The sequence below is a fragment of the Sporosarcina koreensis genome (assembly GCF_001531445.1).
Classification (GTDB): Bacteria; Bacillota; Bacilli; order Bacillales_A; family Planococcaceae; genus Sporosarcina; species Sporosarcina koreensis_C.
The window spans coordinates 1-17911 of sequence record NZ_LQYA01000258.1 but is presented as its reverse complement, the minus strand read 5'-3'; the positions used below and the strand labels follow the sequence as shown (position 1 = coordinate 17911).

The window sequence follows — 17911 nt, the reverse complement described above, 5'->3', positions numbered from 1 at the left end:
TTTTTCATAGGAAGGGGGAGCTTTTTGAAAAAGTTTACAAGCTTTTTACTAACGATAATGATGATTCCCCTACTTTTTGTCATTCAGCAGGCTATCGCTAAAGAGTGGTCAGAGGCGCAGGTTTTGAAAAAAACAATCGGTGAAACGATTGAACTTACCGAACCGTCCATCAATATTCCAATCTCAATGACCGACCGGAATGGAAAGGTTTTTGCCGAGGAATATATAGAATGGAGACAACCGCTTCCTTTAGAAGCTATCCCCGTATTTTTACAGCAACTTTTTCTTACGAGTGAGGATCAGGGATTTTATGAGCATAGAGGATACGATGTAGCAGCAATTGCCCGTGCCTTTGCAGTCAATGCAATGAGCGACGATATGAGCCAAGGAGCCTCTACCATCACCCAGCAAGTTGTAAGAATGCGATTCCTGACAACTGAAAAGACGTATGAACGTAAATTTAAGGAGTTGCTATATGCAGCCGAACTTGAAAAACAATCGACCAAAAGCGATATCTTTGAAATGTATTTGAATGAAATGTTTTTCGGCAATCAAGTATATGGAATTGGAGCAGCCGCCACTTATTATTTCAATCGACCACTCGATGAACTAAGTCCAGCCGAAATGGCCTTCATTGCCGCTATCCCGAACAATCCTTCCAAATATGACCCGCTGCGTCATTTTGACCAAACGAAAAAACGTCAAGAGCTCCTATTATCCGTCCTTTCAGTAAACGGCTTGATAACGGAGCAGGAGTCGGAAATGTGGAAGCAGGAAGAAATAACATTGGACGTAAAGGCAAAGGCGAATGAATACAATATGTATAGCTCATATGTTTTAGCAGAGCTGGAAGAGCTGATCGGCTATTCGGAAGGATTCACGGCGGCTATCGAAGCAGCCACAACCCGAAGTGAACGACAAACACTTGTCGAGACGCTAAAAAAACGGACCGCGGAAGTTATCGCGGGCGGAATCCAAATTGAAACGGCGCTCGATCCCGCAAAGCAAAAACACGACGAAACTTCCCTCACATCCTTATTGAAAACAAAGGATTTACAGGCAGCAGCAGTCATCATTGATCATACGAAGAAAGAAATCGTGAGCATATACGGTGGCAAAGATTTTCGCAAGGGAGACTTCAACAGGGCCTACCAAGCTGTAAGGCAACCCGGCTCCGCCATTAAACCATTGCTTGTCTATGCGCCCTATCTTGAAGGCGGTCCTTACAAAGAAAGCACACCAATCGACAGCAGCAATATTTGCATCGGATCTTACTGCCCGACGAACATAGGCGGTTATACGTATGGAATGACGACTGTGAAGGAAGCGTTTCGGCATAGCCATAACACTGCCGCCGTCCGGTTATTCCGCAAGGTGGGGATCAAAGAAGCTTTTGATCATTTGAAAGTCTTCCGTTTCAAGTACATTTCCGATGAAGATTTCACCTACCCTGCCGCCCTCGGAGGGTTCCATCGAGGCGTGACGCCTCTGGAGCTCGCTTCCGCCTATTCCAGTTTCGTAGATGGCATGTATGCCGCACCTCACGCAATTAGAGCTGTGAAGGACCGGGACGGAAACACGCTGTACGAATGGAAGGAAGAACCGGTGAAAGTCTGGTCAGCGACAACCGTTTCGACGATTCGCAATCTGTTGGAAGATGTCGTCTTAAACGGAACCGGGAAAGGAATCCGCTACACGACTTCGTACACTGGTGCAAAGACAGGAACGACAGACCATTACAAAGACTTATGGGTCGCAGGAATGAACGACCAGTACACAACAGCAGTCTGGATCGGCTACGACAAACCCGCCTCCATCCAGCGCCTCAGCAACCAAAAACTCCACCTGCGCATCTTTAACGAATTGCTGGATAGACCGTAAAATAAAAACGTTGAAATGGCGAAGCGCCCTTTCAACGTTTTTTTATATCACCGGAAGACTTGCAAGCACCCCGTTATAAAGCTTCAACACAATGTAAATAATGCCAGATAAAAAGATGCTCCAAACGACTATTTCAAAAAACAGCAAACCGATCATGCTTGGCATCGTCATGAATTTGCTTAATTTGAACATCGTGAAAACAAAATAGATAAACGTCGTCAACAGGAAAATCACCAATAAAATCTTCACAGACTGTATACCGCCTACCGAAGCGAGCGAACCGATAAAATAAATCAGATTGCCGCTTTTCGCTTCACTATAAGACTCCCCCACTGCATCGATCGAAAAGAACAGCATCGCGGTTTCATGAATCGTTTCTGCAATGAGCTTCAACGCTGAAAAAATCATAAAAAAAGCTAGTGAATATAGGACCAGAAGAAAAAGGCGCAGCTGTGTATCCGTCAAGAACTCCCGCATGCCCGAATAAAGACCGATCTGCCCAAAGAAAACGATCGATGCCCCCACCATATAAACACCGAACGTCAAACTGAAAAGTGTAATTGATAAAAATGGCAAGTAGCCAAAAAGATAAGGATTTCTCATTTGACACCCCGAAAGCAAATTATTTCTCTTTCCCTATAATATAGGAAGGTAAACCAAATTCGCAACAATGTCCAAATGTCTCCTATGCATTCCCATGCAATTTACGTTATACTTTTAAACAATGCAAAGAATAATGATTCACTCATTGGAAGGAGGATTACTTTGGAATTTGTATTACTGATTTTCCTGCCGATTGTGGCAGCCCTTTTTATACCGCTTCTATTCCGTAAGATAAAGGGTATACATACTGGTTGGTTCGTACTTGCCGTTCCCGTTGTGTTATTCATTTATTATACAACGTTCATCAAGACGACAATGGACGGTGGACATGCTTTATCTGAACTACAATGGATTCCATCGCTCGGCATCTCATTCGTCTCTTATTTGGATGGATTGAGTATATTATTCTCCCTTCTTATTACGGGGATCGGAGCGCTCGTTGTCCTGTATTCGATCTTTTACCTTGATAAGAACAAGGAGAAATTGGGCAACTTCTACGTCTATCTTCTTCTCTTTATGAGCGCAATGCTCGGGGTTGTCCAATCGGATAATGTTATTTCGCTCTATCTGTTTTGGGAGCTGACGTCCATTTCATCCTTTTTATTGATTGGTTATTGGTTCACCCGTGATGGTTCCAGATTCGGTGCTTTGAAGTCGATGATGGTAACTGTTTTCGGCGGACTGATGATGCTTGGGGGATTCATTCTTCTAGGCATTATGGGTGGCACATTCTCCATTCGGGAACTAATTGCCCAATCATCCACATTTGTGGGTCATGAGTTTTTCACTTTGGCTCTCGTACTCATTTTGCTGGGGGCATTCACGAAATCAGCACAGTTTCCATTTTACATTTGGTTGCCGGATGCGATGGAAGCGCCTACACCTGTCAGTGCCTACTTGCACTCTGCGACAATGGTTAAGGCGGGCTTATATCTAGTCGCTCGGTTCACACCTATTTTTGCAGCATCCGAAGTATGGATTTGGCTCGTCACAGGCATCGGGCTGCTAACGTTGTTCTGGGGCTCACTCTTCGCAGTGAAGCAAACGGATCTGAAAGCTATCCTCGCCTTCTCGACTGTCAGTCAGCTCGGCTTGATTATGTCGTTGCTTGGCGCAGGGGCTATTACATTCCACGTGGACGAAGCATTGTTCTCTTTTGCAATGTTCGCAGCCATTTTCCATTTGATCAACCATGCGACGTTCAAAGGAAGCTTATTCATGATTGCAGGAATCGTCGATCATGAAACAGGGACGCGGGACATTCGTAAGCTCGGCGGCCTGATGAGCATCATGCCCGTCAGTTTCACTGTCGCTTTCATTGGATCGATGTCGATGGCTGGCTTGCCGCCATTCAATGGATTCCTGAGTAAAGAGATGTTTTTACAATCAATGCTTGCGATCCGCCACTTCGAATTGTTCAATTTCTCCACATGGGGAGTCGTTTTCCCTGTCGTGGCATGGATAGCAAGTGTATTCACGTTCATTTATAGTTTCTATTTTGTGTTCAAGACTTTTGCCGGAAAACAGAAGATTGGAAAGTTACCGCGCAAACCTCATGAAGCACCTTTTGGGATGCTCATATCCCCTGTAATTCTGGCAATGCTTGTCGTTACGATTTTCTTCATACCGAATGTTGTCGGAAAATGGCTCGTCAAGCCTGCTGTCATGGCAATCCAGCCATATCAATATTCCCATCCTTCGGAAGTGGGGGTCCATGTTTCCGCTTGGCACGGCTTCGATTCACCTGAACTGTGGCTGACGGTCGGGATCGTCCTTATTGGCGGCCTTCTTTACTTGTCGCTTTCAAAATGGCAGAAGTTTTATGGCATTCAGCCTGACACCCTTTCCTTAAATGCATTGTATGACACAACAATGATGTTCAGTGAAAAAGGGATGAACCGGTTATCCCGCATTTATATGACAGGGCTCATCCGTACGTATCTGTTGTACATATTTGCTTTTTTATCGGTTACGACGATAGCGATGCTTTTCCTACAAGATGCATTTGCTGTAGATATGTCCAGTTTCTCAAAAATAAGTGCGTACGGTTTGATCAATGCCGTCATCCTTCTGCTTGCAGTCGCTTTCGTATTGCTTTCAAAAACGAGGCTCGGGGCGATTATTTCACTTGGGGCAGTCGGCTATTCAGTCGCTCTATTTTTCGTTATTTTCAAAGCGCCTGATTTAGCTCTTACACAATTGGTCATTGAAACTGTATCGGTGGCATTGTTCCTTTTGGCATTCCAGCATTTGCCGAAGTTATCAGACCATGGCGAAAAAAAGAGCCATAAATTCGTGAACGCCATTATAGCTCTTGGGGTCGGCGTGACTGTGACGTTGGTTGCTTTGTCTTCCCATTCACAGAAACTCGTCCAATCCATTTCTCAATATTACAAAGATACTGTTGAAACAGAAGCCGGCGGAGGGAATATCGTTAACGTCATCCTCGTGGATTACCGCGGATTTGATACCTTATTCGAAATTGCCGTCTTGGCAATTGCCGGAATTGGCGTTCTTGGTATGATTAAACTTCGACTGGCGAGAAAGGAGAGTTCAGATGAAAACAAATGACGTCATTTTGCAAACGACGACGAAAGTTGTATTTTTCATCATTTTCCTTTTCTCCATCCATATATTCTTTGCAGGACATTATACACCGGGTGGAGGCTTCGTTGGCGGCTTGCTGACGACAGGGGCGATTGTCCTTCTATTGCTAGCCTTCGATTTGAAGACAGTGCAGAAAGCATTGCCATTCAACTTCACGATCATGACTGCGATCGGGTTATTGTTGGCGCTCGGGACTGCCGCAGGTGCAATTTTTTTCAATGTCCCGTTCTTCACACATGCTTTCGACTACTTTACTTTGCCATTATTCGGAGAGACTTCCCTCCATACGGCGATAATATTTGACGCTGGTGTATTCCTCGTCGTCGTTGGCTCGGCTATTACAATCATCCAGTCAATTGGAGGGGATTCGTAATGGAATTGGTAATGGCTATTTTAATCGGTGTATTGTTCACCGCCGCAGTCTATTTGATCCTATCGAGAAGTCTGTTGAAAATCATAATCGGCACTGGATTGTTGAGCCACGGCGCCCATTTGCTCATCCTTACGATGGGTGGGCTTGGAGGTCTTGCTCCGCCGGTCATTTCGGAGGGCGTCACGGACTTTGCCGATCCTTTGCCGCAGGCGCTCATCTTAACCGCGATTGTCATCAGCTTTGGTGTGACAGCCTTCATGCTCGTGATGGCTTACCGTGCTTACGCTGTCCATAAAACAGATGACATGAATCAACTGAAAGGAAATGACGAACATGATTAATTTACCTTTATTACCGATCATCCTCCCTTTCCTTTTTGCGATTCTGTTGCTGTTCTTTAAAGAGAATGTACGGATTCAACGGGCGCTATCATTGGTCGGTGTCATCATCAGCCTGATCGCTTCGTTCTTCCTGCTTGTGACCGTCAAATCGGAAGGGGTCCTAGCTGTTACGCTCGGCAGTTGGCCAGCCCCGTTCGGGATTTCGATGGTATCAGATATGTTCTCTGCTCTGCTCGTCACGACGACTCTTTTAATAACATTGTTCGTCGTTGTCTACAGCTTCACAGCGATCGGTGAAGAACGGGAAAAGTTCTTCTACTACCCCGCTATCCTGTTCATGGTAACGGGCGTGAACGGTGCCTTCACAACTGGCGATATCTTCAACATGTTCGTCTTTTTCGAAGTGTTGCTGATCGCGTCTTACTTATTGATCGTCCTGGGAGGCGAAAAGAAGCAATTACGTGAATCAATCAAGTACATACTTGTTAACGTCGTTTCTTCAGCATTATTTGTCATTACCGTCGCTTATCTGTATTCAGTTGTCGGTACGTTGAATATGGCCGATATTTCGGTGAAGATTGCCGAAATCGGTCAGCCGGGCATCATTACAGTGATCGCGGTCCTCATGTTGATCGTTTTCGGAGTCAAAGGGGCGATATTCCCGCTCTACTTCTGGCTTCCCGGATCATATTCGGCGCCGCCTGTCCCTGTGCTTGCCCTATTCGGTGCGTTGCTGACAAAGGTCGGTGTGTACGCCATTATGAGGACATATACATTGTTTTTCGTCCACAACGTTGGCGTCACTCACGAGATTTTAATGGTTGTCTCCATCCTTACAGTCATTGTCGGCTGCATCGGGGCTCTCGCGTACTTCGATTTGAAGCAGATCATCATTTACAACATCGTCATCGCGGTCGGAGTCATCCTTTTTGGAGCAGCTCAAATGAATGAAGCGGGCATTTCCGGCGCTATCTTTTACTTGGTGCATGACATGCTTATCAAAGGGGCTCTGTTCCTATTGATTGGCATCATCATTTATGTGACCGGGACATCGAATTTACGAAAAATGGGCGGATTGATGAAGACCCACGCCCCGCTTGGATGGTTCTACTTGATCGCCGCCTTCGGTTTGGCAGGCATTCCGCCATTAAGTGGTTTCATCGGCAAAATGCTCATTACACAAGGTGCATTTCAAACAGGCAATGTCTTGGGCAGCATCATCATACTTGCGTCCAGCCTAATCGTGCTGCTCTCCGTCATCCGGATTTTCATCTATGCGTTCTGGGGAGAGCCAGTGGAACTGCCTAAAACGAAACGGAAGCCATATGCACGCATGATGCTTCCAACAATCGTGCTAGTCGTCCTATCGGTCCTGTACGGGGTCGGTACAGAATGGCTGATTCCATACGTGACAGACGCCACGGATGTATTACTACAACCATCCATCTATATTGATGCGGTGCTGAAGGAGTAGATGTCGATGGCATTTCAAATACTATTGAACTTTTTCATCGCCGTCATTTGGATGTTCATGAATTCCTCATTGACTGCGACAACTTTCATCATCGGATATTTGATCGGCTTGATTCTAATTGTCATAACGAGACGATTTTTCCAATCCAAGCTTTATATTTGGCGACTGTGGGCAGCCATTAAATTGACGCTCCTCTTCTTTAAGGAATTGGCGCTTTCAAATATTTCTGTTCTGATGCTCGTCATCCGTCCTAAACTGAAGCTCCAGCCCATGATATTTGCGTTGCCAACGGAGCTCGAGCATGATTGGGAAATCACGCTTTTATCGAGCTTGATCACGTTGACGCCTGGAACAATTGTACTTCATGTCTCAGATGACCAACGGACGTTATACATCCACGCAATCGACGTGGACGATGTGGATGAAGCGATCGATTCGATAAAAAATTCATTTGAAAAAGCGATAATGGAGGTGAGCCGAGCATGATGACGTTCATATGGGTGTCCCTGATCCTTGTCGTATTGTCGATGATCGGTATCATGTTCCGTGTATTCCGCGGACCGTCTGTGCCCGACCGACTCATCGCCCTCGATGGAATAGGCGTAATGCTCATTTCTGCAATTGCCCTTATTTCCATCTTGTTCGACACACCATTTTTCATCGATGTCATTTTGCTGATTGCCATCATGTCGTTCATCGGTACAGTTTCATTCTCCAAGTTCATTGAGAGAGGAGAGATCATTGAACGTGACCGTAATCGCTAATATCTTAATTGTAACGACAATCGTCGTCGGTCTCATTTTCACGATTGTGACAATGATCGGCATTTTACGCTTACCCGACGTCTACACACGTGCGCATGCAGCATCGAAAAGCGCTACGCTCGGTGTTCTTAGCATTTTGCTTGGCGTGTTCTTTCATTTCTGGTTGAAGGAAGGCCACTTCAGCATCTCACTGCTACTAGGAATCGGATTCCTCTTCATCACTTCACCGATCGGCGGCCATTTAATGGGGCGTGCCGCTTATATGTCAGGGGTAAAGCCGTCCGAATTGACCGTCGGGGATGACTTGAAGGATGCTGTCAAGGAAGCGAAAGAAAAGAATATGGAACGATTAAAAGATTAAAAAACACACTCGGCATCCATTGCCGAGTGTGTTTTTTTAATAAGGGTATCTGTATGGTGGAAAATTGGAATATGGCGGGTACCCATATCCATATGGATAGTAATTGTATGGATAACCATATGAAAAATTATTATATGGATAGTAAGGTGGAAACAGGGCGTTTCCGAGGAAACTACCAAATAGTCCCCCTAAAAATGGACCCCCTATTCCAAATCCGAATCCTCCGCGTCCAAAGTTACCATCAAATCGGCCGCGCCTATGATCAAACCGTGGCATCTATATCCCCCTTTCTCACTTATCCTATTCGTGACGGGCGAAGTGAGGAGGGACGGATGCCTATATGCCGGACTAATAACACTTTGTTATCGGGGCTTACTTACGTCTTCAATTTCATTATGATTGATCGACATCCGCCATACGTTCGACAATCGTAGCGAGCGTACGGACCATGACGCCTGTTGCCCCTTTCGGACCGAGATCATGGGCTGCTGACGCGTCTGACGTGCCTGCGATGTCCAGATGGATCCATGGAGTGTCTTCCGCGAATTCGCCGACGAAGCCTCCTCCGAAGATCATATGGCCGTCACGGCCTGGAGAATTGTTCAAATCCGCAACGTCGCTTTTCCGGATGCGCTTCTTATCGCTTTCCGTTAATGGCAGTCTCCAAACGAATTCTCCTGTTTCCAGTGAAGCCTGCATGAACTCTTCAAAGAATGCTTCATCATTCGTCAAAGCGCCGGTCTTGTCATTGCCCAATGCAACGATGACGCCTCCTGTAAGCGTTGCAACATCAATCAAGTAGTCGGCACCGGATTGTTTCGCGTATGTGACCGCATCTGCTAGGACGAGTCTTCCTTCCGCATCGGTGTTCAACACTTCAATCGTTTTCCCGCTTAGAGAAGTAATGACATCATCCGGCTTAAACGCTTCGCCAGAAACCATATTGTCCGTCGCTCCTATGACAGCGATGACGTTCCTCGCAGGACGCAGCTCGCCGATGATGTTCATAGCACCAAGCACTGCTGCCGCACCGCCCATATCGCCTTTCATGCCTACCATTCCTTCACGCGGTTTCAACGAATAACCGCCTGTGTCGTACGTTACTCCCTTGCCTACGAGGCCGACAACATCTTCCCATTGCTCGGTTCCGGCATATTTCAATACGATGAGGCGTGGCTCTTCTACGGATCCTTTGTTGACTGCCAAGATTGCGCCCATGCCAAGCTCTTCCATCTCTTTTTTGCCTAGAATTTCAATTTCAAAATCATATTTTTCCGCAAGTCCCTTTGCGTACTCCGCCATTTTTGTTGCAGTCAGGATATTCGGCGGCGTATTGACAAGCGTACGCGCCTCATTTACCGCGTTTGCATATGTACTGCCCACCTCGAATGCTGCCTTCAATTCATCTTCATCGGCAGCCGTCAAAAATGTCACTGTTTCCAATGCGACGTCCTTTTCATTTGAATCGGTTTTATATCCTTCAAATTGATAGGAGCCCATGCCAATTCCTTCCGCAGCTGCAAAGACAACATCTTCACAAGTCAAGTCTTCGTTCGTGAATGGTGCTGTCCAGATGGACACTGACGATGCTTTCGAAGATTTCATTTCCTTGCCCAAAGCCGCAAAAGCTTGACGCAAACGGTCTTCTGTCAGCTTTTTCGATGCTCCCAGCCCGATGAAAAGGATCCGCTCATAACCACGAGTTTCCAATGCAGGCATTTTGACAATTTTTTTAAAATCAGTCTTAATGTCACCGGATTTGACCCAGTCCATAAGACGGGGGCTGAATGAGTCGGCGAATGTTTCCCAGCCTTTCACATTTTCCGGATGCTCGGGAACTCCTACGATTAGCACTTCCGAATTCAAATTACCGAATTCAGGTTCAATAAATGATGTTTTCATTTGACTACCTCCCACTTTTCCTACATTCTCTATTATATACCAATACTCTGTCGAACCGAAATAATCATTCGAAAAAATCGGACTTTCGATAGTCACTGAGTTCCTATATGGTATACTATCTGTAGATTTTTCATTAGAAAAGGAGTGGAATCATGTCCTTATTGCAAAACACTCCGCTCCTAGCGGCATTATTTGCGATTTTTTTCGCTCAATTCGTTAAGATTCCGATCCACTTTTTATTGACGAAGAAATTGGACTGGAAATTGATGACGTCCACCGGCGGCATGCCGAGCTCCCATTCTGCCGCTGTATCCGCTTTGACAACAGCCATCGCTTATGAAGTCGGCCTTGGTTCACCATTATTTGCGGTATCTGCCATTTTCGCTGTCATCGTCATGTTCGATGCAACCGGTATCCGTTATCAGGCTGGTCAACAGGCGCTCATTATCAATCAAATGAGGGTGGATTTCCAGACTTTTGTGAAAGAAATGAAAGGCTGGCAGCAGAAAGATGAACAGCAAAAGATCATGGAGCTGAAAACACTACTCGGCCATAAGCCAAGCGAAGTATTTGCGGGTTCAGTGACAGGCATTCTCATTTCAGTCGTCACTTATTCATTTATCGTGTCCTAAACAAAGAAGAAGGTGCCCCTAGTTGGGACACCTTCTTCTTTTACATTAATCAATTTCGCCTTGGCGTAATTGCGTCCAGATTTTGAATTGAGGCCAACAGGATGTTGGTCATGCAACCGTTGCCGCAGGACGCGGCGAACTTAGGTTGCCTTCCTTAAAATCTGTGACACCCGCCGGAGGCTTTGACTTGCTTCAGCCGGGTTTGTGGCTGAAGCAAGTCAAAACATTTGATACCCTTGCTTCCGTAGCAATTTAATGACAAACCCGGAAATGATGGCGCCAACGAGCCCACTTGCAAGAATGATAATATCGGCTGCATGAAGGGACATGATTTTTTCACCGAGCAATCCGAAGGAATAACCCGGATTCGTGAAATACTCAAATACTTTCACTTCGTCGATAATCAATATGACGACGATCGGATAAACAATCGCCATCAACCACGTCATACGGAGTAGCATGTTCAGTAAGAAGCCTATTCCGAAAAACATGACCATGAAAATAATTATGGATAAAACGACATGTGTCAATGAAATTGTTCCCAATTTATTTACCTCCGCTTTCCATTCAACATTTTACAGGAACGGGTGCATGCTTTCAATAAAACGATGTGAATGTCGAAATTTGAACACTATTTTTTTACTTTTTATAAAACAGTTTATAAGATGTATAGCCGAACCAATCTCCAGGATCCATCTGCTCCATTTCCAACAGTCCCGACTCAATTGCCCTTTCCGCAATCTCATGGATCATTGCGGAAACGTTGGCATCATCTTTCAATTCAAATGGAGTTTTCCAAGCGACTTCCGAGATTTCTTTCTCCTGAGGAATTAAGAGCTGATCTTCGTGCACTGGACGCAATAGGAATATCGCCATGTTATCGCTAATGTCGCCGTTCAGGATACCTGTGCGGAAGCCTACCATCCCTTCCAGTTTACAATCCAGCCCGGTCTCTTCTTTCACTTCTCGGATTGCGGCTTGATCCGCAGTTTCATTCCCTTCCACAAATCCCGCGGGCAATGACCACATCCCTTTCAGCCCGCTATATGTCTTTTTGACGACGAGCCATTCACCATTGCTGTTCATGACGATGCCGGATGCACCGAGCCATACATTTCCGCGTTTGTTTTTCGCCATTCATATCCTCCTTGAAAAAAACACCCGCCACTGAATAGGCGGGTGTGAAATAGTGTTACAGTACAATTCTTATTTGAAGAAGTTGAATTTACCTTTTTTAATAGTCAGGCCTACTCCGCCGATCATAAATAAGGAACGGTTATCAACCACTTTTTTCATGAAGGATGCTTGTTTACCCATCAATTTCTTACCGAAAGCGACACCGATTGCATCGTCATCGCCTAGGGAAGCGATACTTCCTTTAAGATCAGGTGTGAATTCGGAAGTCGGGTTGCCTTTGATCAATGCGATCAAGTTGTTCGCACACATATCACCTTGTTGCATCGCGATTTGAGCTGTAGGAGGGTATGGACGATTCGTTTCTTCATTGATCATCAATGCGCAGTCGCCGACGATGAATACGTCGTTATGACCTGGAGCGCGAAGGTCCTTTTCAACTTTGACGCGAGCACGCATGTTTTCGATGCCAGTCTCTTCGATCAAACGGTTTCCTCGAACTCCTGCTGCCCAAACGACAGTGCCGGCTTTGATGAATTCGAACTCTTCTTCACCTTTTTTAATATTGACGCCTTCAGGAGTCGCTTCCACAACCGGAGTGCCGATCGAGAATTCAATTCCTTTCGCTTTCAACTGTCTTACCGCATAGTCTACCAATTCAGGATCGAATCCTGGTAAAACCATAGGTGCCGCTTCCACACAAATAACGCGGACTTTCTCTTGCGGCACATCGAACTCCTTGCAAAGTTCAGGAACACGGTTTCCGAGTTCTCCAAGGAATTCAATTCCTGTAAAACCGGCTCCGCCGACAACAATCGTCAAACGGCTATCGTCTTTTTCCTTTTCAAGTGACCATGTTGCAAATTGATATTCGATATGTTCACGGATTTGACGAGCTGCCTTAACGTTTGCAATGGACAAAGCATATTTGTCCAGACCTTTAATACCGAACGTTTCCCCTTCAAATCCTAACGCAATGACAAGATAGTCGTAAGTATGTGTACCGACATTAGTAGTGACGACTTTTCCTTGAATATCGATTGCTTGAACTTCAGCTTGAACAAATTTCACTTTTCCTTCGTTGATAACACCTTTGATATCATAGCGAACTTGTTCAGGCGATAATGTTCCTGCAGCCGCTTCATGAAGCCAAGTCGACTCGTAATGATATTCATTTTTGTTGATCAGTACAATATCGGCCTCGTCAGTGCCAATGGATTTCTGCAAGTTGACGACTGTGGATAAACCGCCGTAACCCGCACCTAATACTAAGATTGTCGGTCTTTTCACGAAAATCGAAACCACCTTTATTTTTATTATGTGCCGGGTCCGCTGAAAATCGGTTCATGCGACGATTTGCCCAGTCCTGGCATTTGCCTTTATTCGACAAACTTCTACTATTCAATAGTAGCCTTTTTAGTAGGCCTTTTCAACATCATAATGATAAAAATCATTAATTCGAATATAACAATAAAGCCCTCCCCATCCAGTTGAATCCTGAAGGATCACCTGATTGAGGGAGGGATTGGGTAATTATGTCCGGTTCTTCGCAATCTTAATCGCAAGCTTCCGGAGTACCGACTTTCTTCGCTGTCCTAAATGACGTACCGCAACCGCATGATGCGATGGCGTTCGGGTTTTCGATTGTGAATCCCCCACCCATCAAGGACTCCTTATAATCGACCTTTGTCCCGTCAAGGATTCCCGCATCGTCTTTCGAAACAACGATTTGAATGCCATGCTGGGATAAAAGATAATCATGCTCAGACTGTTCTTCTTCGAATCCTAAACCATATGTTAATCCGCTGCAACCTCCGCCATTCACTGCAACGCGAAGGAACGAATCTTCTTCACCATTATGAACCATCATTTCCTTCACATGAAATGCTGCAGCTTCAGTAATTTCAACATACTGTTTCATTTACATCCACCTTCCCGCTTTTCCTCTATCATATCAATGATTTCACTGTTTACGCAATCATCTTTACTCCAATTGCAAGTGGATGCTGTATAATGAATAGTGTAGTACGAAAGGTTGATGATGAAATGGAAGTAAGTGCGACTTATGTCAAGAAAATGGATTGCTTGAACTGCAAGGAGAAATTTACTACAACAAAGATCCGTTCTCGCTTCGTCCGCGTCATGAAGCATGAAAGTGACTTTAAACCGGTGTATTCAGATGCAAGCATCAATCCCATTTTATATAATGTAGCCGTATGCCCCAACTGCGGTTTTGCATACACCGATGAATTTTCCAGTTATTTCGCACCCGGAATACACGAGGAAATCGCTCAAACAATCACTTCCCTTTGGAACGGTAGATCGTTCGGGGATGAACGGACAATCGAAGAAGCAATTGAAACTTATAAACTTGCCTATATTAGTGCGAACGTAAAGAAAGAAAAGTCGCTGACGAAGGCAGGCATAATGCTGCGTATCGCCTGGCTTTATGATGATATGAAAGATAGTGAGTCCGGGAAACGGTTCAGGGAAGTGGCTCGAAATTTGTATGCCGAGGCGTATACCGCGGGAGATCATGCAGGGACCCAAATGTCTGAGACAAGAGTATTGTACTTGATGGCAGAGCTTTCCTATCAAATCGGTGATACGGAAAAGGCGACACGGAATTTTTCGAGGGTCATCGAAAGTCAACGGACATCGACCGACCCACATATTATCGAGATGGCGAAGGAAAGATGGCAGGAGATCAGGGAACGGCGTGAGTAAAGTGCTCGATGAAATAAAGTGCGCTGCATCAGGCGCACGGCACCTCACATTGGACGCTTGCCTTTACTAAAAGCAATCAAAAAGAGACTGTCAGAGAAATTCATTCTGGACAGTCCCTTTTTCAATTAGAATACTTGTTCAACTTCCACGACACCAGGCACTTCTTCAAGCAGCGCTCTTTCAATACCTGCTTTCAACGTGATTGTCGAACTTGGGCATGTGCCGCACGCACCTAATAGGCGCAGCTTAACAACTCCCTCTTCGATATCAACGAGTTCACAGTCTCCGCCATCCCGAAGAAGGAATGGGCGCAATTTATTTAGTACTTCTTGTACGGGTTCCATCATAGCTGTATCTGTCATTGTTTAATTCTCCCCTTTCATTATACTTATTATAATCTAAGTGCTACACGAAACACAAATGAATTATCCCCGAATAACTATGACGTTGATGTTTAGGCACACTCCCAAGCAGTTATATGCCGCCTTATTATTTGTTATATTATAATTTAAATGCATGCAAAAATAAGTAATTGCGGTTTCTGTCTGCATTTGCTTGCTCGTTGACATATTGCAAAACTAGTAAAAATTGATAAACTTGTTGGAAAGGATTGAAATAATCCATTACAGAATCGAGAGGGGTTATGAACGTGGAGAAGAACAAAGTGAAAATCGAAATATATGGAGCCGATATTATGTGCGCAAGCTGTGTGAATGCACCATCTTCAAAAGATACATTTGAATGGCTGCAAGCAGCAATTAGCAGAAAGTATCCGGAGCAGCCTTTTGATATTGAATACATTGATATTGATTCGAACCTTACAGATTCAAAACAGAAAGAGATTGCGGAGCAAGTGAGGAATGATGAGTATTTCTATCCGCTTGTTATTATTGAGGATGAAGTGATTGGCGAAGGGTATATCCAGTTGAAGCCGGTATTCAATGAATTGGAAAAGCATGGGTATGTTCCAGCATAATTTTTATTGATAATGAAACTAGGTAAATGAGAACCAAAAAACCTTTTCCATGTTTTGGAAAAGGTTTTTTGCTATTATCCATTATGCCATTTGTACATCCACAATACGCCCGACTTTAACAGTCTTGCAATTCGTCCTGTAACAGTTCGGTCTGCGAGATAAGCGAAGCCTTGTTTCTTTCCTAATGAGCCCATGAAGCCTTTAAGCTTGATTTCAGGCATTTCCTGTGGCAATGGTTCATTATTCCATACGTGGCGAAGCACTTTGACGATCTGTTCCGCCTGTTCCTCGGCAAGCTGGGCGCTTGGTGCATGAGGCAGGTCAGCGATGTCACCGACGACGTACGCATTTTCATGGCCCGGAATTTGGTGGTATTGGTTCAGCACGATGCGTCCTCTGTTCGTTTCCACGTCCATTTCACGCGCGATCGCTACCGGCTGAATTCCGGCAGTCCATACGACGGCATCGACATGGATTTCGTCCTCGTGATTGTAAAGTACATTCTTCTCGACTTTTGTAATGTTCGAGTTGGAGACGACTTCCACATCATGCTTATCAAACCAATCCTTGACGTAATTGCTTAGCCGCTCCGGGAAATCCTTCAGGATGCGTGGTCCTCTATCAAATAATTTGATTTTCAAATCCGGCCGGCTTTCACGCAATTCACTCGCCAATTCAATGCCGCTCAAACCAGCACCGACGATACCGACTGTCGCCCCTCCGCCAAGACCTTGCAGCAGCTTGTATGTGACACGTGATTGGCCGATTGTCTGGATGCTGCTCGTGTATTCAGCCGCTCCCGGAACATCGTGGTAATTATCCTCGCAGCCGAGACCGATGACAAGCTCGTCGTAAGCGATTTCATCACCGTTTTTAAGGGCGATCGCTTTATCTTCCAATTTAATTTCTGCGATTTCCCCTTCAACAACCTTCAGCTTTTCATGTGCAGGCAATGCGACACGGATATCTGAATCCGGTGCTGTTCCTGCTGCCAATGCATAGAATTCTGTTTTCAGACTATGGAAAGGTGTTCTGTCAATCAATGTAATTTCCAGATCGGCGGGCAATTCTTTATTGAGTAGACGAAGCAAAATACGCATATTACCGTAGCCTGCACCTAATAACACAAGTTTTCTCATAGTTTTCTCCTTTATCAATCGATTTTCCGATATATTCCCATCGCAATTATAACAGTTTGTGAGAAGTTTCACAATAAGACATCCTATTTGACGGCAGGAGAAAATAAGAGTAGGATGCCAAGTAGGTGAGGTGATCGTAGTGAATCCGATCGTAGAATTCTGTATGAGCAATCTTGCTAACGGTTCACAAAAGACATTGGAAGCGTTGGAAAGGGATCCCAATATAGATGTATTGGAATATGGCTGTCTCAGTTATTGCACAAAATGTGCTGAAGGATTGTATGCCCTCGTCAATGGGGAGGTCGTCGAAGCCGACACACCTGAAGATTTGACGGAACGGATTTATGAATACATTGAAGAGAATCCGTTATTTTGAGATAGGAAAGAACCGCAAATCATTGCGGTTCTTTTTTCGTCCAGCTCCGGGCGCCTTCCGCTTTGTCATTTCCAATCTGCAAGGCTTTTAAAATAAAATGTAGGATGCTCCAACTGCTCCATCACTGTCTCCAAACTTGTCACGCCGCCCTCCACATGGATCGTATCGATGCCAAAGCGGATTCCTGCCTGAATGTCGGTTTCGTAATTGTCACCAATCATGATCATTTCATCTTTCCTATACCCTTTTTGCTGAATGAAATGCAGCATATGCGGCTCGGGTTTCCCAACTTGGATGGCAGTGCGGTCCGTTGTCGATTCCAAAAGCTTTACAAACGACCCATTCCCCGGGACGAGCCCTCTTTCTGTCGGGAATGCCCGGTCCCCATTTGTGGCAATAAAACCTGCACCCGCCCGAATCGCCATACTGGCATTTGCTAGTTTTTCATATGTAATATTGTGATCAATTCCAACGACAACGACGTCCGGATTTTGTGAAGTCAGTTCAAAGCCTTCTGAAAGAAGTGCTTGTTCAAGCCCTTCTTCACCGATCATCATGATAGTGGCACCGTCAAAATGCTCTTTGCAATATTTCGCGGATGCAATCGCCGACGTCATAATA

21 protein-coding genes are annotated in these 17911 nt (G+C 45.1%); 12 read left to right on the top strand and 9 right to left on the bottom strand.

Translation table 11 applies throughout. The annotated features are described in order from the left end of the window. Positions 1-24: 24 nt before the first annotated feature. Positions 25-1881 (top strand): transglycosylase domain-containing protein, encoded by a 1857-nt coding sequence (locus AWV70_RS21740; protein WP_060210568.1) that lies wholly within the window; start codon positions 25-27, stop codon positions 1879-1881. Positions 1882-1923: 42 nt separating this feature from the next. On the opposite strand, the gene AWV70_RS21735 is transcribed toward AWV70_RS21740, so the two are convergent. After that, positions 1924-2484: a DUF5366 family protein gene (locus tag AWV70_RS21735; RefSeq protein WP_060210567.1), complete on the bottom strand. Its 561-nt coding sequence runs from the start codon at positions 2482-2484 to the stop codon at positions 1924-1926. Between the two features lie 162 nt (positions 2485-2646). Here AWV70_RS21735 and AWV70_RS21730 point away from each other — a divergent pair, with 162 nt between their 5' ends. The 7 genes from AWV70_RS21730 to mnhG are packed head-to-tail and all read left to right on the top strand — an operon-like array spanning position 2647 to position 8404. Continuing rightward, entirely contained in the window at positions 2647-5055 is a 2409-nt protein-coding gene (locus tag AWV70_RS21730) for a Na+/H+ antiporter subunit A (protein ID WP_060210566.1), read from the top strand. Further along, positions 5042-5464, top strand: a complete 423-nt coding sequence (locus AWV70_RS21725; RefSeq protein WP_060210565.1) for a Na(+)/H(+) antiporter subunit B — start codon at positions 5042-5044, stop codon at positions 5462-5464. The genes AWV70_RS21730 and AWV70_RS21725 overlap by 14 nt, the downstream gene beginning before the upstream one ends. Continuing rightward, complete coding sequence (locus AWV70_RS21720; RefSeq protein ID WP_060210564.1) at positions 5464-5805, top strand: Na(+)/H(+) antiporter subunit C; 342 nt, start codon at positions 5464-5466, stop codon at positions 5803-5805. Before AWV70_RS21725 ends, AWV70_RS21720 begins: the two co-directional genes overlap by 1 nt. Then, the gene (locus tag AWV70_RS21715) at positions 5798-7279 is read left to right on the top strand and encodes a Na+/H+ antiporter subunit D (protein ID WP_060210563.1); all 1482 of its coding nucleotides are present in this window, start codon (positions 5798-5800) and stop codon (positions 7277-7279) included. Before AWV70_RS21720 ends, AWV70_RS21715 begins: the two co-directional genes overlap by 8 nt. Positions 7280-7285: 6 nt before the next feature. After that, entirely contained in the window at positions 7286-7765 is a 480-nt protein-coding gene (locus AWV70_RS21710; RefSeq protein ID WP_060210562.1) for a Na+/H+ antiporter subunit E, read from the top strand. Beyond that, positions 7762-8043, top strand: a complete 282-nt coding sequence (locus AWV70_RS21705; RefSeq protein WP_060210561.1) for a Na(+)/H(+) antiporter subunit F1 — start codon at positions 7762-7764, stop codon at positions 8041-8043. The genes AWV70_RS21710 and AWV70_RS21705 overlap by 4 nt, the downstream gene beginning before the upstream one ends. Next, positions 8027-8404, top strand: coding sequence for a monovalent cation/H(+) antiporter subunit G (gene mnhG, locus AWV70_RS21700; RefSeq protein WP_060210588.1), 378 nt, complete (start codon positions 8027-8029; stop codon positions 8402-8404). Before AWV70_RS21705 ends, mnhG begins: the two co-directional genes overlap by 17 nt. 393 nt (positions 8405-8797) lie before the next feature. On the opposite strand, the gene AWV70_RS21690 is transcribed toward mnhG, so the two are convergent. Further along, positions 8798-10306: a leucyl aminopeptidase gene (locus AWV70_RS21690; protein WP_060210559.1), complete on the bottom strand. Its 1509-nt coding sequence runs from the start codon at positions 10304-10306 to the stop codon at positions 8798-8800. A 152-nt stretch (positions 10307-10458) separates the two neighbouring features. On the opposite strand from AWV70_RS21690, the gene AWV70_RS21685 reads away from it, so the two are divergent. Beyond that, positions 10459-10938, top strand: coding sequence for a divergent PAP2 family protein (locus AWV70_RS21685; RefSeq protein ID WP_060210558.1), 480 nt, complete (start codon positions 10459-10461; stop codon positions 10936-10938). 218 nt (positions 10939-11156) lie between these two features. On the opposite strand, the gene AWV70_RS21680 is transcribed toward AWV70_RS21685, so the two are convergent. The 4 genes from AWV70_RS21680 to AWV70_RS21665 form a co-directional block, all read right to left on the bottom strand. Then, entirely contained in the window at positions 11157-11483 is a 327-nt protein-coding gene (locus tag AWV70_RS21680; protein ID WP_082713767.1) for a YuiB family protein, read from the bottom strand. A gap of 94 nt (positions 11484-11577) precedes the next feature. Next, positions 11578-12075 carry an NUDIX domain-containing protein gene (locus tag AWV70_RS21675; protein ID WP_060210557.1) on the bottom strand — a complete coding sequence of 166 codons (498 nt, stop codon included), beginning with the start codon at positions 12073-12075 and terminating at the stop codon, positions 11578-11580. A 69-nt stretch (positions 12076-12144) separates the two neighbouring features. Next, a complete protein-coding gene (locus AWV70_RS21670; RefSeq protein ID WP_060210556.1) occupies positions 12145-13362 on the bottom strand; it encodes an NAD(P)/FAD-dependent oxidoreductase in 1218 nt (405 codons plus the stop codon). A 265-nt stretch (positions 13363-13627) separates the two neighbouring features. Beyond that, positions 13628-13993 carry a HesB/IscA family protein gene (locus tag AWV70_RS21665; RefSeq protein ID WP_060210555.1) on the bottom strand — a complete coding sequence of 122 codons (366 nt, stop codon included), beginning with the start codon at positions 13991-13993 and terminating at the stop codon, positions 13628-13630. Between the two features lie 92 nt (positions 13994-14085). Between AWV70_RS21665 and AWV70_RS21660 the strand changes: the two genes are divergently transcribed. Then, entirely contained in the window at positions 14086-14799 is a 714-nt protein-coding gene (locus AWV70_RS21660; RefSeq protein ID WP_235588813.1) for a DUF2225 domain-containing protein, read from the top strand. Positions 14800-14924: 125 nt separating this feature from the next. On the opposite strand, the gene AWV70_RS21655 is transcribed toward AWV70_RS21660, so the two are convergent. Further along, positions 14925-15161, bottom strand: coding sequence for a NifU family protein (locus tag AWV70_RS21655; RefSeq protein WP_060210554.1), 237 nt, complete (start codon positions 15159-15161; stop codon positions 14925-14927). 287 nt (positions 15162-15448) lie between these two features. On the opposite strand from AWV70_RS21655, the gene AWV70_RS21650 reads away from it, so the two are divergent. Next, positions 15449-15775 carry a YuzD family protein gene (locus AWV70_RS21650; RefSeq protein ID WP_414714858.1) on the top strand — a complete coding sequence of 109 codons (327 nt, stop codon included), beginning with the start codon at positions 15449-15451 and terminating at the stop codon, positions 15773-15775. A gap of 74 nt (positions 15776-15849) precedes the next feature. On the opposite strand, the gene AWV70_RS21645 is transcribed toward AWV70_RS21650, so the two are convergent. Beyond that, on the bottom strand, positions 15850-16914 hold the full coding sequence (locus tag AWV70_RS21645; protein WP_060210552.1) for an NAD(P)/FAD-dependent oxidoreductase: 1065 nt from the start codon (positions 16912-16914) through the stop codon (positions 15850-15852). 139 nt (positions 16915-17053) lie between these two features. Between AWV70_RS21645 and AWV70_RS21640 the strand changes: the two genes are divergently transcribed. Further along, entirely contained in the window at positions 17054-17290 is a 237-nt protein-coding gene (locus tag AWV70_RS21640) for a YuzB family protein (protein WP_060210585.1), read from the top strand. A gap of 65 nt (positions 17291-17355) precedes the next feature. Here the strand turns inward: AWV70_RS21640 and AWV70_RS21635 are convergent. Further along, the coding region (locus tag AWV70_RS21635) for an HAD-IIA family hydrolase (protein WP_060210551.1) at positions 17356-17911 on the bottom strand (556 nt) is incomplete at its 5' end.